A 24,879-nucleotide genomic window follows, 5' to 3' on the forward strand; every position below is an offset into this window, starting at 1 on the left:
GGCAAAAAACTCTCGATACCGAAATGATTTCGCATCGTCCCCCCACGACGAGATAAAAACTAGCCGGTCGTCCGATCCTCTCTCCCGACAAACCGACTCTCCTCGAAAATGGATTTTAAGCCATTCTTCACCATGAATTCACCTTTTCCACATTAGTGTCAAATTTGTCGCGTTCTTCCCGTTGGAAACAAGGAATTCGAATCGTGAGCGAGATGAAGAAAGCCGGCCTGTTACTTGCGTCCGTGGCAATGATCCCGGCCTTCCTGACCGCGCCCGCCTTCGCGCGCGATCCCTATGGTTATCGCCCGAGTTCGACCATCCTCGTCACGCCGGAAGGCGATATCCTCGGCTACACGCCCGAACAGAATGAAGTCGTCATCAGCCGCGACCGCATGGGCCGCCGCGTCCTGTTCGACCACTATGGCAACCTGATCGCCACGGAAGTTCCGGCCGAAAGCTATTTCCCGCGCAATGCTCCGCGCGGCTATCCCGAAACCGTCTACGAAAACTATCCGCCGCAGCCGCGCGGATGGAACGACGACCAGGTCGTCACGGGTGCCATCCCCGGCCCTGAAACCATCGATCGCCAGCCGCTCGACGAGCCGGCAGAGGACATGCCCTATGGCGGCCCCGACATGGCGCCGCCCGCCGAGCAGGCCGCACCGCGCACCGTGACCCCGGATATCCCGGTGAAAAGCAATCTCTCGCAGCTTGAAATCACTGCACTTCAGACCTTCCTCGACCGAGAGGGGATTTCCCCCGGCGTCATCGACGGCAAGATGGGCCAGAACGTCAACAAGGCGCTGGTGGCCTATCAGCAGATGACCGGCGAGACGCTCGACCCGAACAATGCCGAAGACATCCTCGAGCGCCTGCGGCTTTCAGGCGGCCTGGCGATCATCTCCTATACGATCACGCCCGGCGATGCCGCCGGCCCTTATGTCGCTTCGATCCCGGAAGATTATAGCCAGAAGGCCCAGTTGCCGGCCCTCTCCTTCACCTCCACCACCGAAATGCTGGCGGAGAAGTTCCACATGGACGAGGCCTATCTGAAGGCGCTCAATCCGGGTGTCGACTTCACCATTCCGGGCACGATCATCAAGGTCGTCGACCCCGGCAAGCCGAAGCAGGGTCAGGTGGCAAGGATCGTCGCCGACAAGGGGCTGAAGCAGGTCTTCGCCTATGCCGCCGACGGCTCGCTGATCGCCGCCTATCCGGCCAGCATCGGTTCGGCCGATACACCGTCGCCCTCCGGCACGGTAACGGTGGAGCGTATCGCCTTCGACCCCGGCTATACCTACAATCCGAAGATCAATTTCCAGCAGGGAGCGAACGACAAGATTCTCTCGATCCCGCCCGGCCCGAACGGTCCTGTCGGCACGGTCTGGATGGCGCTCTCCCGCCCCACTTACGGCATTCACGGCACGCCGGAACCGTCGAAGATCGGCCGCACCCAGAGCCATGGCTGCATTCGCCTTTCGAACTGGGATGCGACGGAACTCGCCAAGATGACCAAGCCGGGGGTGACGGTCGAGTTCATCGACTGAGCCAAGCGAAGCCGTCCGCTGAAATACAGAAATCGACATGCAAAAAGAGCCGCGGGACATCCATCCGGCGGCTCTTTTCGTTATCGCTGCTTGGGAGGAGCAAGTATTTCAGGCCGCGCTGCGAACGACCTTGAACAGGCGGCGCGACTGCTGGGTGCGCACGATGCGGACCGGGAGCAATTGCATGACTTCACCGGCAAATGCGCGGGCATTTTCGCGAGCACGGTCGAGATTGCTGATCTTCGCTGCATCCATCGAATACAGCGTGCCGCCACAGTCGAAGATTTCCCGGTAAGCGCTACGCTCGGCAATCGGCGTATTGATGACATTGACGCCCCGCGCGGCCAGCAGGCCCTTGATGGTGAGCAGGGCCCGCGTGGTCACCATAGAGGTCACGCGGGTCAGGACGACGGAATGGGCAATCTTCAGCCGGCCGGTCTCCTCCATCAGCTTGATGAGGTCGAGGATCTGCGCTCCGCCGCGCGCATCCATAGCACAGCCCTGTACGGGGATCATCACGTGATCGGAAAGCCCGATCGCGGTCGTGACGATGGCGTCCCGGGCACCGGCAAGGTCGATGATCGTGTAATCGGCCGTGCGAGCCAGTTCGCGAATATGCCCCTGAATGGAGGCGACTGAGACCTCCGAGATGACCTCGATATTGTGCTGGGGGCCGGAAAGCTCATGCCACTGGGTAATCCAGCGCTGCGGGTCCGCATCGAGGATCGCGACGCGATAACCCTGGTGGGCAAGCTCGGTTGCGAGAAGAAGGGCTGCGGTGGTCTTGCCGGCACCGCCTTTGGCATTGGCAAACGAGATGACTGGCATGCTTGATCCCTGAAGCTGTGAACCGAGCCAATCATCAGCTCCTGCGGTCGCCTCCTGTTCATCGAGGCGGTCCGCAAATTATTCGCCATCATGGTTAAGAAAGAGCAAATAAACCCGCATGCACCCTCCCCAAAAATGGGAGGACGCGCGCAAAACACGATGAAAAACAACGGGTATTCCGAAGCCGCGCTTAGCCGCGCAATGGCAGGCATGCCCCGATATTTTTCCGCCAAACGCGAGCGGCTTTCAGATCGGCGGGCTTGGCCATGTTCCCGTCCGGTCCGCCGGCATCTCCCTCCCCGCTGGCCCGAACGACGATGGCCCGGCTTGGTCAAAGCCGGGCCATCGTTCAGGTTTCGCGTCGTTTCGATCAGAAGCAGTCTTCGTACAGCGCCTTGGTGTTTTCCAGCGTCATCTTGACCGGATTGCCGCCGGCGCTCGGATCCTCGATCGCCATGGCCGACATCTCGTCGATCCGGCTCTTGTCGAGGCCGAGGGCGCCAAGGGTTTCCGGAACGCCAAGTTCGGCGCGCAGCTTGAGCACCCAGTTGTAGAAGCCGTCGAAACCGCCTTCGATGCCGAGATAGGCGGCGGCCGCAGCGATCTTGCCTTCGATGGCGGAGCGGTTGAAGCGCAGCACGGCCGGCATGACCACGGCGTTGGTCATGCCGTGATGGGTGTTGTAGATGGCGCCGATCGGATGCGAGATTGCATGGATCGCGCCGAGACCCTTCTGGAACGAGACGGCGCCCATCGCTGCCGCCGACATCATGTTGGTGCGTGCCTCGATATCCGTACCGTCATGGAAGGCGCGCGGCAGGAATTCCTTCACGAGACGCATGCCCTCCAGCGCGATGCCCTGGCTCATCGGATGGTAGAAGGGCGAGGAATAGGCTTCCAGGCAATGGGCGAGCGCATCCATGCCGGTGCCGGCCGTAATCGCCTTCGGCATGCCGACGGTCAGTTCCGGGTCGCAGATAACGACGCCCGGCAGGAACTTCGGATGGAAGATGATCTTCTTTACATGGGTCTTCGAATTGGTGATGACCGATGCGCGGCCGACTTCCGACCCGGTGCCGGCGGTCGTCGGCACGGCGACGATCGGCGCGATGCCCTCGACATTGGCGCGGGTCCACCAGTCGCCGATATCCTCGAAATCCCAGACCGGCCGCGTCTGGCCGACCATGAAGGCGACGCACTTGGCGAGGTCGAGGCCGGAACCGCCGCCGAAGGCGACGACGCCGTCATGGCCGCCGTCCTTGAAGGCCTTGATGCCGGCCTCCAGGTTAATCTCGTTCGGGTTCGGGTCGACGTCTGCGAAGATCGCCCGGCCAAGACCGCCCTCGGCCATCACGTCGAGTGCGGCCTGCGTGATCTGCATCGAGGCCAGCCCCCGGTCGGTAATCAGGAGCGGCTTCTTCATGCCGAGCGACTTGCAGGCGTCGGCCAGTTCCTTGATCCGGCCGCGGCCCATCTTGATGGCGGTGGGATAGCTCCAGTTTGCGACGATGTTCATTTCGTGACTTTCTTGAGGTGGTAGGATTTCGGACGGGTAAGATTGTGGAAGCCGAGCACAGAGAGCGAGCCGCCGCGGCCGGTTTCCTTGACGCCCGTCCAGCACAGGGCCGGATCGAGATAATCGGCGCGGTTCATGAAGACGGTGCCGGTTTCGATTTCGCGCCCGAGACACCCCGCCCGTTCGGGGTCCTGCGTCCACAGCGAGGCGGTGAGGCCGTACTTGCTGTCGTTCATCAGCGATAGCGCTTCCTCGTCGTTCCTGACCTTCATGATGCCGACAGCCGGGCCGAAGGTTTCCTCCCGCATGAACGACATGGAATGGTCCACATCGACCAGAACCTGCGGCATCAGGTAGGCGTGGCCATCGTCCTGCGGAAAGAGCTTCGGATCGACGAGCGCCTTGGCGCCCTTGGCGACAGCCTCGGCGATCTGTTCACGCACATGGGCGGCAAACCGGCGATGCGCCATCGGGCCGAGCGTCGTTTCCGGATCGAGCGGGTTACCGAGCTTGTAGTTCGACACCCAGGCGACCGACTTTTCGACGAATGCGTCGTACAGGCTCTCGTGCACGTAGATGCGCTCGATGCCGCAGCAGCACTGACCGGAATTGTAGGTCGCGCCGTCCATCAGCGTGTCGACAGCGGCGTCAAGGTCGGCGTCCTCCATCACATAGCCCGGATCCTTGCCTCCGAGCTCGAGGCCGAGGCCCGCGAAGGTGGAGGCAGCAGCGCGCTCGATGGAGCGTCCGCCTTCGACGGAACCGGTGAAGTTGATGAAGTTGAAGCTGCCGGTCGCGATCAGCGCCGAAGTCGTCGCATGGTCGAGGAACAGGTTGACGAAGACGTCATCCGGAACGCCGGCCTCGACGAAAGCCCTGACCAGTCGTTCGCCGACGAGGAGCGTCTGCGTGGCGTGCTTGATGACGACAGTGTTGCCGGCCATCAGCGCCGGGGCGACGGTGTTGATCGCCGTCATGTACGGATAGTTCCACGGCGCGATCACGAAAACCACGCCGTGCGGTTCGCGCTCGATGCGACGCTCGAAGGTGCTGCTTTCCTCGATCACGAGCGGAGCAAGCGCATCGGCCGCAATGGAGGCGACATAGTTCGATCGTTCGTTGAACCCCTTGTATTCGCCGCCGTAACGCACCGGACGCCCCATCATCCAGGCCAGTTCCGGCACGACTTCGTCCGACATCTCGTTCAGCCGGGCAACGCCCTTGAGGACGAGTTGCACCCGCTCTTCCAGCGGGCGGCGCGCCCAGGCCTTCTGGGCCTTGCGCGCCCGTTCCACGGCAGCCTTTGCCGCCTCCAGCGACATGGCCTCGCGCTCGGCGAACACCGAGCAATCGACCGGCGAAATGCATTGAATCATTGTCATTCCATTGCTCCTTGAAAGCCCTTGAGGCCAGTAGCCCGACCTTGCCCGCCGCGCCATTGGCCAAGATGGCGCAGCCGCTCAACGCTGATCGATCCCGACCGCCGGACCGCGGTACGGGATCGAGTGCCCGGGACTGCCCTGCCCCCTGTTCCTCATCGATTCCACAGGGACATGTTCGTATTCTATTGCGGTTTGGCCGGCACAGAAATCTTCCGAAAGGAATATGCCTGCTACCTGTCGAAGACATCCGACAAAGACGCTCCGCCGGAGGAAAAACGAACGTCAGGCCCTCTCGAACCCTCTGGCCACCTCCCAGTCGGTTACCTTGCGGTCGTATTCTTCCTGTTCCCATTCAGCAGCGCGGACATAGTGATCGACCACGGCGTCACCAAAGGCGGCCCGCAGCATAGCCGAGCCGGAAAGCGCTGCGGTCGCGGCCCTCAGCGTCCGCGGGATCTCGCGAACGCCCTGCGCGCCGTAGGCATCGCCGGTGAAGGCCGGCTCCAATTCCATCCTCTTTTCGATCCCGTCGATGCCAGCCGCAAGCAGGGCTGCCATGGCGAGATAGGGATTGAGATCCGAGCCGCCGACGCGGCATTCGACGCGGATCGCCTTGGTGTCCTCGCCGCAGAGCCGGTAGCCGGCCGTGCGGTTGTCCTTGGACCAGATCGCCTTGGTCGGCGCGAAAGTGCCGGCCATGAAGCGTTTGTAGGAATTGATGTAGGGCGCGAGGAAATAGGTGATCTCGCTCGCATGGGCGAGAAGACCGGCCATGTAGTGCTTCATTGTGGACGACATGCCGTGTTCGCCGTTTTCGTCGAAGAACAGCGGGGTCTTGCCGTCGGACGTCCACAGCGATTGATGGATGTGGGATGAGGAGCCCGCGGCATTGTAATGCCACTTGGCGAGGAAGGTGATCGCCTTGCCGCGCGACCAGGCGATTTCCTTGCAGGCATTCTTGATGATCGCATGACGGTCGGCCATGGTCAGCGCGTCGGCGTAGCGGACGTTGATCTCCTCCTGCCCGGCAGATGCCTCGCCCTTGGAATTCTCGACGGGAATGCCCGCGCCCTGCAGGCCCTTGCGGATCGCCCGCATCACGTCTTCTTCCTTGGTCGTCTGGAAGATATGGTAATCCTCGTTGTAACCCGAGGCGAGCTGCAGGTCGCGATAACCGGACATCCGCGCATCGTCATAGGTCTGGTCGAACAGGAAGAATTCGAGTTCGCTCGCCATATAGGCCTTCATGCCCATGGCCTCCAGGCGGGCGACCTGCTTCTTCAGGATGGCGCGGGGAGAATGGGGCACTTCGTCATGGGTGTGATGGTCAAGCACGTCGCACAGCACGAGCGCCGTACCTTCGAGCCACGGAACGCGCCGGAGCGTCGAGAGATCGGGCTTCATGGTGTAGTCGCCATAGCCCTTTTCCCAACTCGTGGATTTGTAGCCGGGGACGGTCTCCATCTCCATGTCGGTCGCAAGCAGATAGTTGCAGCTGTGGGTTTCCTTATAGGCGCTCTCGATGAAATACTCCGCCTGGAAGCGCTTGCCCATCAGGCGGCCCTGCATGTCGACCTGGCACGCCAGCACCGTGTCGATGCGACCGTCGGCGACATCTTTTTTCAAATCGTCGAATGTATAATTCATGCTCATGTTGACCGCCTACAAGGTGAAGATACGTCTCACATCGGCGATCTCTACGCCGAATCCGATTCTGGTCTCATTCTGCGGCCCGGAACAGATTGACTGCTCCGGGCCGTATCTCAACTGCGGCACGTTGGCTCAGGCAACTTCGCCGACGGCCTTTTCCGCAGCGGCAATCTGTGCCTGCCGGCGAGCGACTTCCTCGCCGATCGGCGGGCCCTTGAAACGCTTGTTTTCGAAAGCCAGCCACACGATCGCCGTCAGCACGAGGAAGCCCACGGTGATCGGCAACGCCCAGTCGTTCGGCGGCTGGATGCCGATGTAGAAGATCACCGCCATCGATACGATGACAAGCACGGAGACCAGTCGGTAGCCGCCGATACCCATGCTCCACGGCCCCATCTTCGACCACTTCGGCGTGCCGATTGCCACGAAACCGAGCGCGATCGGCAAAGCGAAGGAAAGGAAGAGGAAGATGACCGTGCACGACACCACGATCGAATAGGCCGGCGTTCCGGCAATGGTGATCGCCGAGGTGAACCAGACGAACAGCACCGCGAGAATTGAGCCGGTCCAGATGGCGGCAACCGGTGTGCGGTATTTCGGGCTCACCTTCGAAAGCGCCGCGGAACCGGGCAGACCCTTGTCACGCGAAAACGCGAAGATCATGCGGGACAGCGAGGTCACCGTCGCGAGGCCGCACAGGAACTGTGACACGAAGATGAGGAAGTACAGTATCTCCTTCATCGTCGGATTGACCTGCGCATCCATTGCCCAGAAGAACACGTTCCAGCCCTGCTTGGCGGCATCGTCCATGTTCGGGATCATCAGAACGAACGAGCACAGCATGATATAGCCGAACAAGGCCGACCAGATGACCGAGCTGACCATGCCCTTGGGCACGGAATGAGCGGCCTTGACAGTCTCCTCGGACGTATGGGCCGAGGCGTCATAGCCGGTGATGGTGTAGATCGGCAGCAGCAGCCCGAGCAGGAACGCCATGGTGCCGGAAACCGCGGTCGGCCAGACCAGCGAGGCGCCTTCCGTTCCGGTGTAGTTGGAGAAGGTGAAGAGCCGGCCGATTTCATAGCTCGGCGCGGAAATCAGGCACACGACCGTCAGGAGGATCGCGGTGGCGAAGATCAGATAGCCCGAAAAGTCGGTGAGCTTCGCGGTCAGACCGATGCCGAAATGGTTGATGAGCGCCTGCAGGCCGGTAATCAGCGCCACGAAGACGACGCGGTGCGTCAGCGTGTCCTCCAGGCCGATATAGGAGCCGAAAGCGCCGAAGAAGAAGTAGAAGGTGCCGACATTGATGGCGCCGAGAACCGTGACGAGGCCGAGCAGGTTGAGCCAGGCAGCCAGCCAGCCGGTGAACCGGTTACCGAGGATCGAGCCCCAGTGATAGAGCCCTCCCGCCGTGGGATAGGCCGAGCCGATCTGGGCAAGCCCCAGGGCGAACAGACCCGAAATCAGGCACCCCAGCGGCCAGCCGAGGCCGATGGCGGCCCCGCCCGCTCCCGAGGTCGCCTGTCCGAGCGAGTTGATGCCGCCCGACAGGATGCAGATGATCGAAAAGGAGATCGCAAAGTTCGAGAACGAACTCATGCGACGCTCGAGTTCCTGGGCGTAGCCCATGGAGTGCAATATGTGTATGTCGTGTTTTTTATCCTGCTCGGTATAATCAGACATGACGTCCCCCAATTAACCGATCATCCGCGGGATTGCGGACAATTCCGTTGGTCTCGCCATCGACCGTTTCGATGGCTGGTTTGCAGATCACCTGCTCCCCGGGGTCATTTCTTATTGCTGGCATGTGCTGATCGCCGCGCGGATCAGTCCAGCCAGATAGTCGGCCATAACCCCTTGGCCGACTGTATCTGCGATCAGGTCGTTTCGAACCTCGATCATCACGTTGAGGTGCCCGTGCGGAAGCCCGTGCAGCCTCAGAGTATGGGTAACGCCGTCCTCGGGACCGTACGGCGAGTTCCTTTCGACGCGGAAGGGACCGCCTTCCGCCGCCGCCAGCATGGCATCGGCCAGCCGGCGGTCCGTATCGTGGAGAATGCCGATCTCGACCGCGCGCGGCTTGCCGAGATAGACCGGCGTGAAACTGTGCACCGTCACCAGAACCGTCTGCCGCCCCCCTGCCGTCCGGTCGGCAATGATCGCCGCGATCCGGTCGTGAAACGGCACGTAGAGAGCGGCTGTGCGGGCGTAACGCTCCGCCGGAGACAGATCCCGGTTGCCGGGAATTTCGTAGATCTCGCTCACCTCCGGCATGGCGGCCGGAGCTTCCGGAGGACGATTGCAATCGTAAACGAGCCGGGAGAAGCGTTGGTGGACGAGCGTTGCATCGAGATGTGCGGAAAGGGCTCGCGCCACCGCCAAAGCGCCGGGGTCCCACGCAATGTGGCTGGAAAGCGCCTGCTCATCCAGTCCGAGATCGCCGACGCTCGCCGGCAGCCTTTGCGAAGCATGCTCGCAGACGAGAAGTGCGACCCCCGCTCCTTGCGGATTGTCGACGCCGACGGCTTCGCCTTCTGCTGCCGTAAGGATATCCGACCTCAAGAGCATGCGAGTTCCCCCGGACCTTCATGGTCCTCATCGTTGAGAAGAGAATTCTTCACGATTGCGAGACTGTCAATCCGCCTCTGAAAATTTCTCTTCATCCCCTGCATTGACACGCGGGGTCGTGCAGGGGATAAATTTTGGGCGAGGCCGGCAGAAGATCGGCCCGAGGGGAAAAGGACGATCATTGCCGAACGCTTCGAAGAGAGTTGCGGACGTCATACAGGCGCGTTTCGAGGATCTGACGCGCGCAGAACGGCAATTGGCCGAAAGCCTGCTGGACAATTATCCCGTCTCCGGCCTCGGCAGCATCACCACAGTCGCCGACAATGCCGGCGTTTCGACGCCCACCGTCGCCCGCATGGTGCAGAAGCTGGGCTACAGGGGTTATGCCGAATTCCAGTCCCACCTGCATCAGGAACTCGAAGCCACACTATCGAACCCGATCGCAAAACACGACCGCTGGGCCTCCAACGCACCGGGAACCCATATCCTCAACCGCTTTGCGGAAGCGGTGATGAACAACATGCGCCAAAGCCTCGGCGAACTGGACACGGCGTCCTTCGATGAAGCTGCCCGCCTCCTCTCCGACCAGCGCCGAAGCCTTTATTTCGTCGGAGGACGCATCACCGGTGCGCTTGCCGAGTACTTCTTCACCCATATGCAGGTCATCCGGCCGAAGACAACGCTGATGTCGTCGAACACCAGCGCCTGGCCGCAGCACGTGCTCAACATGAATCCCGGCGACGTGCTGGTGATCTTCGATATCCGCCGCTACGAGGCAGACATGGCGACGCTGGCGCAGGTCGCCAAAACGAGCGGCGTCGAGATCATCCTGTTCACCGATGTCTGGAGTTCACCGGTCTCCAAATACGCCCGACACTGTTTCAAGGTGGCGGTGGAAGCGCCCTCCGCCTGGGATTCGTCCGTTGTCACATTGTTTGTCGTGGAAGCCCTGATCGAGGCTGTGCAGAGTTCGTCATGGGCGGAAACCCGTGAGCGCATCAATACGCTGGAAGGACTGTTCGAACAGGCCCGCCTGTTCCGCAAACCCCGCTAGTACGACACCTAAAATGCAAGGGAGGAGACCAAACGGAACGAGAAAGCCGGGAGCCGGCTAACGGCTCCACCGAAAATGTCACATTCTTATCATGCAAGCCGAATATCTGTCCCGCATCGCTGTATAACCAACCAAGGAGAACTTCAGTGATTACGAATTTCCGCCGCATGCTGTCGCTGACGACCGCCATTGTCGTCGCGTCCTCCGCCGTCGCTTACGCCGAACCGAGCGCCGAGCTGATCGAGGCTGCCAAGAAGGAAGGCATGCTCACCACGATCGCCCTGCCCCACGACTGGTGCGGCTATGGCTCCGTGATCGAGGGTTTCAAGAAGAAGTATCCGGAAATCTCGGTCAATGAACTGAACCCGGATGCCGGCTCCGCTGACGAACTTGAAGCCATCAAGGCCAACAAGGACAATAAGGGTCCGCAGGCTCCTGACGTCATCGACGTCGGTCTCGCCTTCGGTCCGCAGGCAAAGGCCGAAGGCCTGCTGCAGCCTTACAAGGTCTCCACCTGGGACGAAATCCCGGACAACATCAAGGACGCCGAAGGCTACTGGTACGGCGACTACTATGGCGTCATGTCCTTCATCGTGAACAAGGACATCGTCAAGGAAACCCCGAAGGACTGGGCTGACCTGCTGAAGGCCGACTATGCCGGCCAGTTCGCCCTCGCCGGTGACCCGCGCGCCTCCAACCAGGCCATTCTCGGCGTTCTCGCCGCTGGTCTCGCTTCCGGAGCAAAGGCCGGCAAGGAAGCTGGCGAAGCCGGTCTGAAGTACTTCGCCGAACTGAACAAGGCCGGCAACTTCGTGCCCGTCATCGGCAAGTCTGGCACGCTCGCCCAGGGTTCGACCCCGATCGTCGTCGCCTGGGACTACAACGCCCTGTCCTGGAAGGACACGCTCGCCGGCAACCCGCCGGTCGACGTCGTCGTCCCGGAAAGCGGCGTTCTCGCCGGCGTCTACGTTCAGGGCATCTCGGCCTACGCTCCGCATCCGAACGCCGCCAAGCTCTGGATGGAATACCTGTACTCCGACGAAGGCCAGACCGCATGGCTCGCCGGCTACTGCCACCCGGCCCGCTTCAACGCCATGTCGAAGGCTGGCAAGATCCCGCAGGCTCTGCTCGACAAGCTGCCGCCGGCTGCATCCTATGAAAAGGCCTACTTCCCGACGCTTGAGGAAGTCGATGCCAACAAGGCTGCCGTCACCGCTGGCTGGGACAGCGTCGTCGGCGCCAACGTGCAGTAATTTTGCCATTGAAATACCCGCCCCGGTCTTGAGGCCGGGGCGGATTTTGCCTTTTATGAAACGACTTGAAAGCATTAAAACTAAAGCCGCGCATGACGGGCGGCAGGGGACAAATCGATGGCAAACGAAAGTCCGGTCGTCGGCAAGCAAGCCGGCATCGCCGATCGGCTCCCGCTACAATGGCTGGGCGTTGCACCTTTTCTGATATTCGCGACGCTGTTCCTGCTCCTGCCGACGATGAAGATCGTCATCGGCGCCTTCCAGACACCGGACGGCAGCTTCACCCTTCAGAACGTCGCAGACCTTTTTACGCCGTCGATTTTGTCGGCCTACTGGATTTCCATCAAGATAAGCTTTGCCTCGGCTTTCCTCGGTTGCCTGATCGGCTTTGCAATGGCCACGGCCGTCGTCCTCGGCGGCCTGCCGTCCGGCATCCGCGCACCGCTCCTCACCTTCTCCGGCGTGGCCTCGAACTTCGCCGGCGTTCCGCTTGCCTTCGCCTTCCTGGCGACGCTCGGCCCGGTCGGCATCGTCACCGTCTTCCTGCGCACGCAGATCGGTATTGACCTGCGCTCGCTCGGCTTCAACATTCTGTCCTTCTGGGGTCTGACCATCACCTACCTGTTCTTCCAGATCCCGCTGATGATCCTCATCATCACGCCCGCGATCGACGGATTGAAGCGGGAATGGAAGGAGGCGGCCTCGATCCTCGGCGCAACGAACGGGCAATACTGGCTCATGGTCGCCTTCCCGATCCTGCTGCCCTCGCTGCTCGGCACCATGGCGCTGCTCTTCGCCAACGCCTTCGGCGCCGTGGCAACCGCAATCGCGCTGACGGGATCGTCCCTCAACATCGTGCCAATCCTGCTCTTCGCCCAGATCCGCGGCGACGTTCTCGGCAACCCCAATCTGGGCTATGCTCTCGCTTTCGGCATGATCTTTGTCACCGGCATCGCCAACGCCCTCTACATCTGGCTGCGCGCCCGCAGCGAAAGGTGGCTGAAATGAAGAAGATCTGGGCCTGGGGGGCCTTGCTGTTCGGCCTCCTCTACTTCGCCCTGCCGCTGATCGGCATGACGAATTTTTCGCTGAAGATGCGCCGCGGCGAATATTCGTTCGACGCCTACGCCAAGGTTTTGGGCGATCCGCGCTTCCAGGAAACCTTCACCTATTCTGTGACGATGGCGCTGGTCACTATTGTCTTCGGCGTCCTGCTTGTCGTGCCGACGGCCTATTGGGTGCGCCTGCGCATGCCGGGCATGCGCCCCTTCATCGAGTTCATCACGCTATTGCCGCTGGTGATTCCGGCCATCGTCATCGTCTTCGGCTATATCCGGCTCTACAATACGTCGAGCTGGCTGCCGCTGACCGGCTCGCTCATGGGAACGAATATTCTTCTGATGTTCGGCTACGCGACCCTGTCGCTGCCCTACATGTACCGTGCCGTCGATACAGGTCTGCAGTCCATCGACGTTCGCACGCTGACGGAAGCTGCCCAGAGCCTCGGCGCGAGCTGGGCGCGCATCCTGTTCCGCATCATTTTGCCGAACGTGCTGATTTCGGTTCTGTCGGGCGCTTTCCTCACATTCGCAATCGTCATCGGCGAATTCACCATGGCCGCCCTGCTCAACCGTCCGGCCTTCGGCCCCTATATGCAGCTGCTCGGCGCAAACCGCGCCTACGAGCCGGCGGCGCTTGCCGTGATCGCCTTCGGCATCACCTGGGGATGCCTCGGCCTGATCCAGCTCGTCTCCCGTTTCCAGAAAACAACGCAACGTCCAGCCTGAGAACACCGCCATGTCGTTTCTGACCCTGACCAATATCCAGAAATCCTTCGGGCCGGTGCAAGTCGTTCACGACTTCAACATGGCGATCGAGAAGGGCGAATTCATCTCCTTCCTCGGCCCATCGGGCTGCGGCAAGACGACAATCCTGCGCATGGTCGCGGGCTTCGAAACGCCGACCGGCGGCACGATCGTCATCAACGGCCGCGATCAGTCGAGCCTGAAACCCAACCAGCGCAATATCGGCATGGTGTTCCAGGCCTATGCGCTTTTTCCCAACATGAACGTATTCGAGAACGTCGCCTTCGGCCTGAAGATCGCCGGTATTCCGAAGGCGGAAATCGAAAAGCGAGTGAAGGAGATGCTCGATCTCATCCATCTCGGCCATCTCGGAGACCGCTATCCCTACCAGATGTCCGGTGGCCAGCAGCAGCGCGTGGCGCTTGCCCGCGCGCTGGCGCCGAAGCCGCAGGTCCTGTTGCTGGACGAGCCGCTGTCGGCGCTCGATGCCAAGATCCGCGTTTCGCTGCGCGAGGAAATCCGCCAGATCCAGCAGAAGCTCGGCATCACCACCATCTTCGTCACCCACGACCAGGAAGAGGCTCTCTCTATCTCTGACCGCGTGGTGGTCATGAATGCCGGGCGGGCCGACCAGATCGGCACGCCCTTCGAGATCTACAACAAGCCTGCTACCCGTTTCGTCGCCTCCTTCGTCGGCACGCTCAACCTCATCGAGGCGACGGTGCTCGATCCCGCGGCCGGCAGCGTTCGCATCGGCGACACCGAAGTGAAGCTCAGGGACACCGTTTCGGCGGCCGCCGGCGGCAAGGTGCAACTCGCCATGCGTCCGGAAGCCGGATCGCTGGCGGACAGCCGCAAAAGCGATACCACCCTCCACGGACAGGTCGTGTCGAGCCACTTCCTCGGCTCGGTCATCCGCACCCGCCTGAACGTCGGCGGCAACACCATCTCCTTCGACATGTTCAACGATCCGGGCGTCAGCCCGCCGGTTGTCGGCGATACGGTGGCGCTGAGGATCGATTCCGGCGACCTGCTGGTCCTGCAGGACTGAAGGCTGTAGCTGCTGCACTGCAATAACGGCTTGAACCGGACCTGAAAATTCCGTCTACTTGTCTTGACCGTCAAAGGGGTACGGAAAGGGCCAGGATGAGAAGCGGGTGCGAACGACAGCTGACCAATATCAGGGAGGCGTTGGCATGACGGCTCCCGCAATCACCACCGTCTCCCTGCTGGAGGCCTTTTCCGAGATCGCGGCGGCGATGACGGAAAACCGTAGCATGCTTTCCCGCGTCGACCGCATCGATGGCGACGGTGACCATGGCGAGACCATGGCCCGCGTCTTCTGCGGTGTCGAAACCCACCTTGCGACGCTGGAACCGGATGAGGCAACACCGGCCGAACTCTTCGATATCGTTGCCGAAAGCCTGATGACCTTCGACGCCGCGTCGGCCCGGCTCTACGCCAGTGCGTTTCGCCGCGCCGGAACCGCCACGATGCACAAGAAAGCGCTGACGGCCGCTGACTTCGCCAAGGCGTTCAAGGAAATGGCGGCCGGCATTGCGGCCCACGGCAAGGCCGGAAGCGAAACCAGAAACATCGCCGACATCTGGCAGGTTGCGGCCGCCGCCTATGCGGAGGCCGCCGCGAACAACGACGATCCCGCCGCCTGTCTGGCCGCAGCGCTCGTGGCTGCCGAAGACGGCGTTGAGACGGGTGCGATGATCCATGGCGCCGATGCCAACTTCGTCAACGGCCGGCGTCCGCCCGATGCCGGGGCGCTCTCCGCCCTGCTGATGATCCGGGCATTGCGCGACAGCTTCCGCTGATCCCGCTCAGGCCGTCGTCGGCAGCGTCTCGAGGTAAAGCGACAGAAGCTGGATCTGAGAGGATATGCCGAGCTTTCGATAGACATTGCGGCGGTGCACCTTCACCGTGCCGGTCGCGATGTTGAGCCTCAGTCCGATGGACTCGGACGAATGCCCCTGCAGGACGAGTTCGATGATTGCGGCCTCCCGGGCCGTCAGGTTGAGATCCCGCCAGATGCGCTGCGGACCGGGACCGTCCCCATGGCCGCGTTTGCGGCTGGCCCGCGCCGCATCGAAACGCTTGCCGGTATCCGCCCAGAAATGCCGCACGATCGCGGCGACCAGGGGTTCGGCCTGCTTGAGAAGCGCGAACTCGCTTGCCGAGAAGACCCCGGATACCTCCTTGCGCATCAGGGAGAGCACGATTGTCACATCGCCCGGAAGCGTGACGAAGAAGCCCACCTCTTCGGCAAGGCCGGTCTGCCCGTAATAGGTCCGGTAATATTCGCTGGAAAAGAACCGGTCGGGCGCCAGCTCCCGCATGCGGAAAACGCCGGCGCCGGCCGCGGTCGCATTCCAGTAGAACGGATCGAGCAGATAGGCTCCGTCCTGATAGAGGCTGACGAAGAGCTCGTGCTCCTTCTCGTTGAAGGTGGCATAGAGATCGATCGGCCGTTGCTCCCCCCGGTAGGCGAAGACCACGACATGATCGAAACGCGTGAGGCTTGCCATCAGCCGGCGGAAGCGTTCCCCCACATCGGCATCGGCAAGCGCCTCCACACCGACCAGCGAGGCCGCGGCCTGAAACAGGTTTCCATGGTCGATCGGCATTGCCTCTAGATCCTTTGCATGTCCGCGGTCTCTCCTCCGGAGCGCGGCAGAAGTATATCTTCCATGACACAATTTGCAGCAAAATACCTCTCTCGGGGTATATACCGCGAAATGAAGGCAGGACTACTCTTCTGCCTAGCGACGGTGGCAAGGCAACGAAGAGTGCCAATATAAAAAACCTCTAGCCGCGGGGAACAGACGTGACGCAAACGTCAGTCAACGACATCGAATTCCGGTCCGTCACCAAGAATTATGGTGCCGTGACCGCAGTGAAGAACATTGAACTCGCAGTTCCGAAAGGTGCGTTTCTGGCGCTCCTCGGGCCATCCGGCTGCGGCAAGACCACTTGCCTCAGGATGATCGGCGGCTTCGAGCAGCCGAGCGAAGGCGAGGTGATGATCGCCGGCACTCCGATGCGTGGCGTGCCGGCCTATCGCCGCCCGGTGAACATGGTGTTCCAGCACTATGCGCTCTTTCCGCATTTCGACGTTGAGAACAACGTCGCCTATGGCCTGAGACAGCTCCGCCCTCGCCTGCCCGGCGCAGAAATCACGAAAAGGGTTGCCTCCGCGCTCGAAATGGTCCGGCTCGGCGGCTTTGCCAAACGACGGATCCATGAACTCTCCGGCGGTCAGCAACAGCGCGTGGCGCTTGCCCGGGCGCTGGTGAACCGTCCCTCGGTCCTCCTGCTCGACGAACCTTTGGCAGCACTCGACAAGAACCTGCGCACTGCCATGCAGATAGAACTGCAGACGATCCAGCGGGAACTCGGCATCACCTTCGTGCTCGTCACCCATGACCAGGAAGAGGCGCTGTCGATGAGCGATCTCGTCTGCGTCATGAATGCCGGCCGGATCGTCCAGCTCGCTCCGCCGCAGGAAGTCTACGACAACCCCGCAGACCTCTTCGTCGCCGGATTCGTCGGCAAGACCAACCGCCTGGAAGGCGAAATCGAGGCGCGCGGCACCGATCGCTGCATGGTCCGCCTCGGCAACGGCCTGACGATCACCGCACCGGTGAAACGGGAGCTTTCGACCGGCAAGGCGATCCTGTCCGTGCGCCCCGAGGCAATCGCGCTTTCGACCGCCACGGACGCGGCAGCCAACGTCCTGAAAGGTCGTGTGACCAACCGGATCTTCCTCGGGTCGAGCGTCGAATATTGCGTGGCTGTGCCCGGCATCGGCGATGTGCTCGTCACCACGGAACGCCAGCCGGCCGAAACCGGCCTGCACGATCCGGGCACGGAGGTCGCGCTCGGCTTCGACCCGCAGACCGTTCACATTTTTTCAGCATGACGCGCATTACAAGAAAACATCACGCAAGAACAAAGGGAACAGCAACATGAGCAGGAAAGAAAAGGATAATTCGCTAATCACGCCCGAACGCTTCATGGATGAGTTCATGCGTCTGAAGTGTGGTTCCGTAACCCGCCGCCACTTCCTCGGCGTAACCGGTCTCGGCCTTGCCGCCACGGTCATGGGCGGCGCGATGCGGCCGTTCGGGTCAATGGCGATGGCCGAGGATCTCGGCAAACAGATGTCGATCGCCACATGGCCAAACTATCATGACCCTGCAACCTTCGAGTCCTTCACCGCAGCGACCGGCGTCGCCGTCGAGGTCAACGTCTTCGGCTCCAACGAGGAGATGCTGGCCAAGCTCCAGGCGGGCGCCTCCGGCTGGGATCTGTTCGTACCGACCAACTACACGATCTCCACTTATGTCCAGCTCGGCCTGATCGACGAACTGGATCTGTCGAAGATACCGAATTTCTCGGCGTCCACCGAGAGCCTGCGCTTCACATCGGAAGGCAAGATCGACGGCAAGACCTTTGCACTGCCAAAGAACTGGGGCACCACCGGTTTTGCGGTAAGCACCGACAAGATCAAGAAGCCCATGACAAGCTGGAAGGACTTCTTCGAGATCGCCATGACCGAGGCGGACGGCCGCGCCATGGTACATGACTACCAGCTCACCACCATCGGCAGCGCCCTGGTCTCGCTTGGCTACTCCTTCAACTCGATCAAGCCGGAGGAGCTCGCCAAGGCCGAGGAACTGCTGCTCAAGGTGAAGCCGCATCTCTTCGCGATCAACAGCGATTACCAGCCCGCCATGCGCGCCGGCGATGCCTGGCTGACCATGTGCTGGACCAATGACGGCGCCCAGCTCAATCGCGACATTCCCGATATCGCCTATATCCTCGGCAAGGACGGCGGCGAGATCTGGACCGACTATTACGCGATCCCGAAGGACGCCCCGAACAAGGCGGCCGGCTATGCGCTCCTGAACTTCCTGATGGACCCGGCCGTCGCGGTGAAGGAACACGTCGCCAACGGCGCTCCGGCGACCGACAGCCGCGTCATCGACCTGCTGCCGAAGGAAGTCACCTCGAACAAGATCGTCTATCCGGACGAAGCAGCGCTGACGCCGCTCGAATTCGGCGCCGCCGTGACGCTGACCGATCCCGGCCGCGCCGAACTGATGGCGCGGTTCAAATCGGCCTGAATATGAAGCCGGGCGATTCATCGCCGCCCGCTTCCCATCCCCCGCCGATACAAGGCGGACCACGGCGGGGGTCTTCCGTTCAAACTCCTTCAGGATCGATTTCGACCCATGGCCAGTCTCGACACAAGGAAACGGCTTGTGACCGCGGCGCTGATCGCGCCGGCGGCCCTGTGGCTGTTCTTCTTCCTGGTGCTGCCCTTCATCGCCATGATGGTCTTCTCGTTCGGCGAACGCGGCGCGGCCGGCGGCTACCAGCCAGGCTTCACGCTGGAGCATTACGCCAATCTCGGCGCCCGCTCGATGGCCTATGTCAACACGCTGACGCTAGCGCCGATCGGCTCTCTGCTCTGTCTGCTAATCGCCTATCCGGCGGCCTATTACCTCGCGGTCAAGGCGAGCCCAAGCCACCGGCTTCTCCTCGTCTCGCTCGTCATCATCCCCTTCTGGACGAGCCTGCTCGTGCGCACCTATGCCTGGATGTACATTTTGGGCTCCCGCGGCATTCCGAACCTGCTTGATATGATCGGCATCGATAACGTCCGCATGCTCAACACGCCCGGCGCAGTCCTGCTCGGCATCGTCTACGGCTATCTGCCGCTGATGATTATGCCGATCTATGTCAGCCTCGAAAAACTCGACAGGCGCCTGCTGGAGGCCTCAGCGGATCTTGGCGCCAAGCCGATCTCGACCTTTTTCAGCGTCACCCTGCCGCTCTCCCTGCCCGGCGTCATGACAGGCGTGGCGCTCGTCACCATCCTGCTGCTCGGCGAATACCTGATCCCGCAGCTTCTCGGCGGCGGCAAGGTCTTCTTCCTCGGCAATGCGCTGGTCGACCTCTTTCTGCAATCGCGCAACTGGCCCTTTGGCTCTGCGATTGCCGTCACCCTCGTGCTCATCGTCGTCATCGTCCTAATGATCGCCATGCGGATTGCCTGGCGTGTCTCGGGTACAAGGCAAGTGGATCTCGTCTGATGCGCGCCTTCATCACCAGCGTCTACCTGTTCCTTTATGCGCCGATCGCGCTCGTCGTCCTGTTCTCGTTCAATGCCGGCCGCAACGCATCCGAATTCATCGGCTTCTCGACCCAGTGGTATGGCAAGGCGCTCGGCAATACCTTCCTGATGAACGCCCTGTGGAACAGCCTTGTCATCGGCCTGACCAGCGCCCTCCTCGCTGCTCTCTTCGGCACCATGGCGGCGCTTGCGATGGAACGCATGTCTCCGCGCATGCGGGCGATCTTCGATGGCTTGTTTTCCGCGGCAATCGTCGTTCCGGGTGTCGTCATCGGCATCGCGACGCTCGTCGCGCTGGTCGAGGTCTTCAATTTCGTCAATCCGGTGCTGACGGCGATCTGGCCGGGAGAAGCCGCGCCGAAACTCGGGCTCGGCTATGGCTCCGTGATCGCCGCCCACGGCCTGTTCAGCATGGCGCTTGTGACCATGATCGTCAAAGCGCGTATCGCCAGCCTCGGCCGGGATATCGTGGAAGCCTCGAGCGACCTCTACGCCACGCCGTTCACCACCTTCCGCTCCATTGTCCTGCCGCAGATCCTGCCATCCATCGTGGCCGGCTTCCTGCTTGCCTTCACCTTCTCCTTCGACGATTTCATCATCGCGTTCTTCGTCGCGGGCTCGAAGACCACGCTGCCAATGTATGTCTTCGCCTCGATCCGCCGCGGCATCACGCCGGAGATCAACGCCGTTGCATCCATGGTGCTCGCCGCCTCACTGCTGATGATCGTCGGCGCACGCAGCCTGATGCGCGAGCGCAAGCCGGCCTCTTCGGAAACGGAGTAAATCCCATGATCCTCAAGGACCGCGTCGCCATCGTCACCGGCGCCGGCTCGGGCATCGGCCGCGCTTCGGCCGCGATCATCGCCCGCGAGGGCGCCCATGTCGTCGTCGCCGACCGGAACGCCGACGCCGCGCAATCCGCCGTCGCGGACATCGAGGCAGCAGGTGGTTCGGCTGAGGCGCTCGTTCTCGACGTCACCGACGATGCCGCCCTCAGCGATGGTTTTGCCAGCGTGCTCGCCCGTCATGGCAGGATCGACATCCTGCACAACCATGCAGGAGCCCAGGTCGAAGGCGATCTGGAAACCGTCACCGTCGAAGGCTTCGATCGTTCTTGGGACCTGAACGTGCGCGCCCATTTCATGGCGGCCCGCCTCGTTATGCCGGCGATGAAGGCCGCCGGTCGTGGAGCCATCGTCAACACCTCGTCATCCTCGGGCATCCTCTACGACCGCGAGATGATCGCCTACACGACGTCGAAACATGCGGTTATCGCCATGACGAAACAGATGGCCGGTGACTATGCGAAGTTCGGCATCCGGGTAAACGCCCTTTGCCCCGGCTGGGTCGACACCCCGTTCAACGATCCCTTCATCCGCCAGATGGGCGGACGACAGGAGCTTGAAACCTATATCCGGCGAAAGGTGCCGCTCGGCCGCTTCGGCAGCACCGAGGAGATCGCCGAAGCCGTCCTCTTCCTCGTCTCCGACCGCTCGTCCTATATGACCGGCCAGGTCCTCGTGATCGACGGCGGCGAAACCGTATCCTGAGCGGCCAAGACTACGCGGCCAACCCGCTGCCCGGCCGCAACCGCCGGCGGGTGTCGGAAGCGCTTTCCCTAAAATGCGCCCGGTAGCTGCGGGCAAAGGCCGAAGCCGAATTGAAACCGGTCAGCGCCGCGATATCGGCAAAGGCAAGCCGCGTCTCGATCACCTTGCGCCGCGCCGCATTGAGCCTGAGAGCCAGATAATGCACATGCGGCGGCGCGCCGATTGTCTCTCGGAACAGGGATTGCAGGTAACGGTCGCTGACCCCGACGCGCCGCGCGAGCCGCGCCAGCGTCAGCGGCTGCTCGATATGCTCCTCCATCAACCGCATGGCATGGCTGACCCTCGGATCGGCCAGCCGCACGCTGCCGGTCGACGGCATCGCCGCCGCATCGCCCGGCGTCCCGCCCTGCTCGTAGATGAACTGCCGCGACACCTCCAACGCCATGGAATAGCCGTGACGGCGACGGATCAGCTCCAGCATCAGGTCGAGCGTCGGCAGAGAACCGCCGGTGGTGATACGTTTTCCATCGATCACATAGCGCTCCCGAACGGTGCGCACCTGCGGATAGGAGGAGGAAAACTCCTCGTAGTCCTCCCAGTGCGAGGTTGCCGAGAAACCGTCGAGCAACGCCGTTTCGGCCAGCAGCCATGTACCGGATTCGATCCCGGCGACGACGCTCCGATGGCGGGCGGACTTTGCCAGCAGGGTTTTCAGCGCGGAGGTCGCATAACGCCGCCAGTTGTGGCTCGACAGCACGAACAGCGGGGTTGTTTCGTTCTCCGGCCGGAAGACCGCGTCGACCGGTACGGGAATGCGGCTCTTCGTCTCGATCGCCAGCCCGTCCGGGCTCATGATGCGCCAGCGGTAAAGGTCAAGACCGCTGACCCGGTTGGCGACGCGCAACGGCTCGATCACCGAGGCCACTAGGATGAGATTGGTTTCCGGAACGACAAGAATGTCGAGCTCCGTCGTCTGGATCGGGTCTTCCGCCATGCAAGGGTCTTTTGAAAGAGCATCGGATCAGTTCCGATACTGTATAGAATTGATCCGTTCACGCAAAGCACGTTCCTCAAAACTGGCCCGTAATAGCTCTAACAAAAGAGGGAGAACCTGACCGTGCCACTAGCCATGAATCGCGACGTCTTCATCACCTGCGCCGTTACCGGCGCCGGCGACACCACTTCCAGGTCGAAGCACGTACCGATTACCCCCCAGCAGATCGCCGAAAGCGCCATCGATGCAGCAAAGGCAGGCGCCGCCGTCGTTCACTGCCACGTCCGCGAGCCGGAAACCGGTGCAGCAAGCCGCCGCAACGAACTCTACAGGGAAGTCACCGACCGCATTCGCGCAGCCGATGTCGACGTGGTCCTCAACCTCACCGCCGGCATGGGCGGCGATCTGATTTTCGGCGATGTCGAAAGCCCCCTTCCCTTGAACCCCAAGGGCACCGACATGGCCGGCGCCAGCGAGCGCGTCTCCCATGTCGCCGAATGCCTGCCGGAAATCTGCACGCTCGACTGCGGCACGATGAACTTCAACCTCGGCGACTACGTGATGACCAACACGCCGTCGATGCTGCGCGCCATGGCGAAGCTGATGACGGACCTCGGCGTTCGCCCCGAGATTGAGGCCTTCGACACCGGCCACCTCTGGTTCGCCAAGCAGCTCGCCGAAGAAGGCCTGATCGAGGACCCGGTCCTGATCCAGCTCTGCATGGGTATTCCCTGGGGCGCGCCCGATGACCTCAACACCTTCATGGCGATGGTCAACAACGTGCCCTCGCACTGGACCTTCTCGGCCTTCTCCATCGGCCGCAACGCCATGGCCTATCCGGCAGCCGCCGTACTCGCCGGCGGCAATGTTCGCGTCGGCCTCGAGGACAACCTCTATGTCGGCAAGGGCCAGCTCGCCACCAACGCCCAGCTCGTCGAAAAGGCCGTGCAGGTCATCGAAGGCATGGGCGCCCGCGTCATCGGCCCGGCCGAAGTGCGCGAAAAGCTGAAGCTGGTGAAGCGCGCGCCGCGCAGCTGATCCGGAACAGGCAACCGAGAGATACAGGGAATTTCTGCATGACCAAGATCAACAAGGCCGCCTGTGTCGGCGGCGGCGTCATCGGCGGGGCCTGGGCCGCCCGCTTCCTGCTCGCCGGCATAGACGTCTCGATGTACGACCCGCATCCGGAGGCGACCCGTATCGTCGGCGAAGTGCTGGCCAATGCCGAGCGCGCCTATGGCATGCTGACCATGGCGCCGCTGCCGCCGCGCGGCACGCTTTCCTTCGCCAAAAGCATTGAGGAAGCCGTGCAAGATGCTGACTGGATTCAGGAAAGCGTACCGGAACGGCTGGAGCTGAAGCGCGGCGTCCTGACCCAGATCGACGCGGCCGCAAGCCCGTCCGCCCTGATCGGCTCCTCCACTTCCGGCCTGATGCCGACCGACCTCCAGCGCGACATGAAGCATCCCGAACGCTTCTTCGTCGCCCATCCCTACAATCCCGTTTACCTTCTGCCACTGGTCGAACTCGTCGGCGGCCAGAAGACCTCGAAGGAAACCATCGCGAAAGCCAAGGAACTTGCCGCCACCATCGGCATGGAAGGCGTGGTCATTGCCAAGGAGATAGAGGCCTTCGTCGGCGACCGCCTGCTCGAAGCCCTGTGGCGCGAAGCGCTCTGGCTGATTCAGGACGACATCTGCGATACCGAAACCCTCGACAACGTGATCCGCTATTCGTTCGGCATGCGCTGGGCGCAGATGGGTCTGTTCGAAACCTATCGTATCGCCGGCGGCGAGGCTGGCATGCGCCACTTCCTCGCCCAGTTCGGCCCCTGCCTCCAGTGGCCCTGGACCAAGTTCACCGATGTCGTCGATCTCGACGACGCGCTGGTCGACAAGATCGGCAGCCAGTCGGACGCGCAATCCGGCGCCTATGGCATCCGCGAACTCGAACGCATCCGCGACGAAAACCTCGTCGGCATCATGCAGGCGCTGAAGGGCGGAAACGGCGGCAAGGGCTGGGGCGCAGGCAAGCTGCTGGCCGATTTCGAATCCCGCCTCTGGGCCAATGCCGGCAAGCTCTCGGTCGATACCGACGCCGCAAAGCCGCTCCGCCTTCTCGACGTCAAGGTCAACCCGTCCTGGGCCGACTATAACGGCCACATGACCGAATTCCGCTACCTTCAGGTCTTCGGCGACACCTCGGACGCACTGCTCAGGTTGATCGGCGTGGATGACGCTTACGTGAAGGACGGCCACAGCTACTACACGGTGGAGACACACATTCGCCATCTCGGCGAAGCCAAGGTCAACGAAGCGCTCTACTCCACCTGCCAGGTTCTTTCCGTGGATGAAAAACGCATCCACGTCTTCCACACGATCCACCGCGCTGCGGACGACGAGACAATCGCCACCGCCGAGCAGATGCTGCTGCATGTCGATGCCAAGGCCGGCAAGGCGGCACCTGCTCCGGAAAGCGTGCTTTCGAAGGTGAAGGCAATCGCCGAAGCCCATGCGAGCCTGCCGAAGCCTGAAGCGGCGGGACGGCATGTGGGACAGAAGAAATGAAGTCAGACCTT

At 61.9% G+C, this 24,879-nt stretch carries 22 protein-coding genes; 14 read left to right on the plus strand and 8 right to left on the minus strand.

The window, feature by feature from the left end; genetic code table 11:
• Nucleotides 1–212 precede the first annotated feature (212 nt).
• Nucleotides 213–1,547, plus strand: a complete 1,335-nt coding sequence (locus J5N58_RS02080) for a L,D-transpeptidase family protein (RefSeq protein WP_162708182.1) — start codon at nt 213–215, stop codon at nt 1,545–1,547.
• Between the two features lie 108 nt (nt 1,548–1,655).
• Here J5N58_RS02080 and J5N58_RS02085 read toward each other — a convergent pair whose 3' ends face one another.
• The 6 genes from J5N58_RS02085 to J5N58_RS02110 form a co-directional block, all read right to left on the minus strand.
• The gene (locus J5N58_RS02085; protein WP_112827987.1) at nt 1,656–2,375 is read right to left on the minus strand and encodes a ParA family protein; all 720 of its coding nucleotides are present in this window, start codon (nt 2,373–2,375) and stop codon (nt 1,656–1,658) included.
• 370 nt (nt 2,376–2,745) lie between these two features.
• Complete coding sequence (locus tag J5N58_RS02090; RefSeq protein ID WP_113339084.1) at nt 2,746–3,891, minus strand: iron-containing alcohol dehydrogenase; 1,146 nt, start codon at nt 3,889–3,891, stop codon at nt 2,746–2,748.
• Nucleotides 3,888–5,273: an aldehyde dehydrogenase family protein gene (locus J5N58_RS02095; RefSeq protein WP_244709432.1), complete on the minus strand. Its 1,386-nt coding sequence runs from the start codon at nt 5,271–5,273 to the stop codon at nt 3,888–3,890. The genes J5N58_RS02090 and J5N58_RS02095 overlap by 4 nt, the downstream gene beginning before the upstream one ends.
• A gap of 282 nt (nt 5,274–5,555) precedes the next feature.
• Nucleotides 5,556–6,920: a glutamine synthetase family protein gene (locus J5N58_RS02100; RefSeq protein WP_112827984.1), complete on the minus strand. Its 1,365-nt coding sequence runs from the start codon at nt 6,918–6,920 to the stop codon at nt 5,556–5,558.
• A 135-nt stretch (nt 6,921–7,055) separates the two neighbouring features.
• Nucleotides 7,056–8,609, minus strand: coding sequence for an amino acid permease (locus tag J5N58_RS02105; protein WP_112827983.1), 1,554 nt, complete (start codon nt 8,607–8,609; stop codon nt 7,056–7,058).
• Nucleotides 8,610–8,720: 111 nt separating this feature from the next.
• Nucleotides 8,721–9,494: an N-formylglutamate amidohydrolase gene (locus J5N58_RS02110; RefSeq protein WP_244709434.1), complete on the minus strand. Its 774-nt coding sequence runs from the start codon at nt 9,492–9,494 to the stop codon at nt 8,721–8,723.
• A gap of 181 nt (nt 9,495–9,675) precedes the next feature.
• Here J5N58_RS02110 and J5N58_RS02115 point away from each other — a divergent pair, with 181 nt between their 5' ends.
• The 6 genes from J5N58_RS02115 (at nt 9,676) to J5N58_RS02140 (ending at nt 15,432) form a co-directional block, all read left to right on the plus strand.
• Complete coding sequence (locus tag J5N58_RS02115) at nt 9,676–10,548, plus strand: MurR/RpiR family transcriptional regulator (protein ID WP_113339087.1); 873 nt, start codon at nt 9,676–9,678, stop codon at nt 10,546–10,548.
• Nucleotides 10,549–10,694: 146 nt separating this feature from the next.
• The gene (locus tag J5N58_RS02120; protein WP_113339088.1) at nt 10,695–11,801 is read left to right on the plus strand and encodes an ABC transporter substrate-binding protein; all 1,107 of its coding nucleotides are present in this window, start codon (nt 10,695–10,697) and stop codon (nt 11,799–11,801) included.
• Between the two features lie 117 nt (nt 11,802–11,918).
• Nucleotides 11,919–12,809, plus strand: a complete 891-nt coding sequence (locus J5N58_RS02125; RefSeq protein ID WP_113466331.1) for an ABC transporter permease — start codon at nt 11,919–11,921, stop codon at nt 12,807–12,809.
• Nucleotides 12,806–13,588, plus strand: a complete 783-nt coding sequence (locus J5N58_RS02130) for an ABC transporter permease (protein WP_112827978.1) — start codon at nt 12,806–12,808, stop codon at nt 13,586–13,588. The genes J5N58_RS02125 and J5N58_RS02130 overlap by 4 nt, the downstream gene beginning before the upstream one ends.
• 10 nt (nt 13,589–13,598) lie before the next feature.
• Complete coding sequence (locus J5N58_RS02135) at nt 13,599–14,657, plus strand: ABC transporter ATP-binding protein (protein ID WP_113339090.1); 1,059 nt, start codon at nt 13,599–13,601, stop codon at nt 14,655–14,657.
• 145 nt (nt 14,658–14,802) lie between these two features.
• Nucleotides 14,803–15,432: a DAK2 domain-containing protein gene (locus tag J5N58_RS02140; protein WP_244709436.1), complete on the plus strand. Its 630-nt coding sequence runs from the start codon at nt 14,803–14,805 to the stop codon at nt 15,430–15,432.
• Between the two features lie 6 nt (nt 15,433–15,438).
• Here J5N58_RS02140 and J5N58_RS02145 read toward each other — a convergent pair whose 3' ends face one another.
• On the minus strand, nt 15,439–16,242 hold the full coding sequence (locus tag J5N58_RS02145) for a helix-turn-helix transcriptional regulator (RefSeq protein ID WP_113443534.1): 804 nt from the start codon (nt 16,240–16,242) through the stop codon (nt 15,439–15,441).
• A 200-nt stretch (nt 16,243–16,442) separates the two neighbouring features.
• Between J5N58_RS02145 and J5N58_RS02150 the strand changes: the two genes are divergently transcribed.
• The 5 genes from J5N58_RS02150 (at nt 16,443) to J5N58_RS02170 (ending at nt 21,307) form a co-directional block, all read left to right on the plus strand.
• Nucleotides 16,443–17,537 (plus strand): ABC transporter ATP-binding protein, encoded by a 1,095-nt coding sequence (locus J5N58_RS02150; RefSeq protein WP_113443535.1) that lies wholly within the window; start codon nt 16,443–16,445, stop codon nt 17,535–17,537.
• A gap of 46 nt (nt 17,538–17,583) precedes the next feature.
• Nucleotides 17,584–18,744 carry an ABC transporter substrate-binding protein gene (locus tag J5N58_RS02155; RefSeq protein WP_244709438.1) on the plus strand — a complete coding sequence of 387 codons (1,161 nt, stop codon included), beginning with the start codon at nt 17,584–17,586 and terminating at the stop codon, nt 18,742–18,744.
• A 108-nt stretch (nt 18,745–18,852) separates the two neighbouring features.
• Nucleotides 18,853–19,716, plus strand: coding sequence for an ABC transporter permease (locus J5N58_RS02160; RefSeq protein WP_112827972.1), 864 nt, complete (start codon nt 18,853–18,855; stop codon nt 19,714–19,716).
• On the plus strand, nt 19,716–20,540 hold the full coding sequence (locus J5N58_RS02165; RefSeq protein ID WP_112827971.1) for an ABC transporter permease: 825 nt from the start codon (nt 19,716–19,718) through the stop codon (nt 20,538–20,540). The genes J5N58_RS02160 and J5N58_RS02165 overlap by 1 nt, the downstream gene beginning before the upstream one ends.
• A gap of 5 nt (nt 20,541–20,545) precedes the next feature.
• Entirely contained in the window at nt 20,546–21,307 is a 762-nt protein-coding gene (locus J5N58_RS02170) for an SDR family NAD(P)-dependent oxidoreductase (RefSeq protein ID WP_244709441.1), read from the plus strand.
• 10 nt (nt 21,308–21,317) lie between these two features.
• On the opposite strand, the gene J5N58_RS02175 is transcribed toward J5N58_RS02170, so the two are convergent.
• A complete protein-coding gene (locus J5N58_RS02175; protein WP_113439092.1) occupies nt 21,318–22,301 on the minus strand; it encodes a GlxA family transcriptional regulator in 984 nt (327 codons plus the stop codon).
• Between the two features lie 123 nt (nt 22,302–22,424).
• Here J5N58_RS02175 and bcoG point away from each other — a divergent pair, with 123 nt between their 5' ends.
• Nucleotides 22,425–23,339: a 3-dehydrocarnitine:acetyl-CoA trimethylamine transferase BcoG gene (gene bcoG / locus J5N58_RS02180; protein ID WP_113339099.1), complete on the plus strand. Its 915-nt coding sequence runs from the start codon at nt 22,425–22,427 to the stop codon at nt 23,337–23,339.
• 38 nt (nt 23,340–23,377) lie between these two features.
• Complete coding sequence (locus tag J5N58_RS02185; protein WP_112827967.1) at nt 23,378–24,868, plus strand: carnitine 3-dehydrogenase; 1,491 nt, start codon at nt 23,378–23,380, stop codon at nt 24,866–24,868.
• Nucleotides 24,869–24,879: the final 11 nt, after the last annotated feature.

It is taken from the genome of Paenirhizobium cremeum (genome assembly GCF_022884085.1).
GTDB classification, from domain to species: Bacteria; Pseudomonadota; Alphaproteobacteria; order Rhizobiales; family Rhizobiaceae; genus Allorhizobium; species Allorhizobium cremeum.

Coding starts and splice junctions, on each gene's coding strand:
- J5N58_RS02080 (WP_162708182.1), top strand. CDS start 213: ATGAAGAAAGCCGGCCTGTTACTTGCGTCCGTGGCAATGATCCCGGCC.
- J5N58_RS02085 (WP_112827987.1), bottom strand. CDS start 2,375: ATGCCAGTCATCTCGTTTGCCAATGCCAAAGGCGGTGCCGGCAAGACC.
- J5N58_RS02090 (WP_113339084.1), bottom strand. CDS start 3,891: ATGAACATCGTCGCAAACTGGAGCTATCCCACCGCCATCAAGATGGGC.
- J5N58_RS02095 (WP_244709432.1), bottom strand. CDS start 5,273: ATGACAATGATTCAATGCATTTCGCCGGTCGATTGCTCGGTGTTCGCC.
- J5N58_RS02100 (WP_112827984.1), bottom strand. CDS start 6,920: ATGAATTATACATTCGACGATTTGAAAAAAGATGTCGCCGACGGTCGC.
- J5N58_RS02105 (WP_112827983.1), bottom strand. CDS start 8,609: ATGTCTGATTATACCGAGCAGGATAAAAAACACGACATACACATATTG.
- J5N58_RS02110 (WP_244709434.1), bottom strand. CDS start 9,494: ATGCTCTTGAGGTCGGATATCCTTACGGCAGCAGAAGGCGAAGCCGTC.
- J5N58_RS02125 (WP_113466331.1), top strand. CDS start 11,919: ATGGCAAACGAAAGTCCGGTCGTCGGCAAGCAAGCCGGCATCGCCGAT.
- J5N58_RS02130 (WP_112827978.1), top strand. CDS start 12,806: ATGAAGAAGATCTGGGCCTGGGGGGCCTTGCTGTTCGGCCTCCTCTAC.
- J5N58_RS02135 (WP_113339090.1), top strand. CDS start 13,599: ATGTCGTTTCTGACCCTGACCAATATCCAGAAATCCTTCGGGCCGGTG.
- J5N58_RS02140 (WP_244709436.1), top strand. CDS start 14,803: ATGACGGCTCCCGCAATCACCACCGTCTCCCTGCTGGAGGCCTTTTCC.
- J5N58_RS02145 (WP_113443534.1), bottom strand. CDS start 16,242: ATGCCGATCGACCATGGAAACCTGTTTCAGGCCGCGGCCTCGCTGGTC.
- J5N58_RS02155 (WP_244709438.1), top strand. CDS start 17,584: ATGAGCAGGAAAGAAAAGGATAATTCGCTAATCACGCCCGAACGCTTC.
- J5N58_RS02160 (WP_112827972.1), top strand. CDS start 18,853: ATGGCCAGTCTCGACACAAGGAAACGGCTTGTGACCGCGGCGCTGATC.
- J5N58_RS02165 (WP_112827971.1), top strand. CDS start 19,716: ATGCGCGCCTTCATCACCAGCGTCTACCTGTTCCTTTATGCGCCGATC.
- J5N58_RS02170 (WP_244709441.1), top strand. CDS start 20,546: ATGATCCTCAAGGACCGCGTCGCCATCGTCACCGGCGCCGGCTCGGGC.
- J5N58_RS02175 (WP_113439092.1), bottom strand. CDS start 22,301: ATGGCGGAAGACCCGATCCAGACGACGGAGCTCGACATTCTTGTCGTT.
- J5N58_RS02185 (WP_112827967.1), top strand. CDS start 23,378: ATGACCAAGATCAACAAGGCCGCCTGTGTCGGCGGCGGCGTCATCGGC.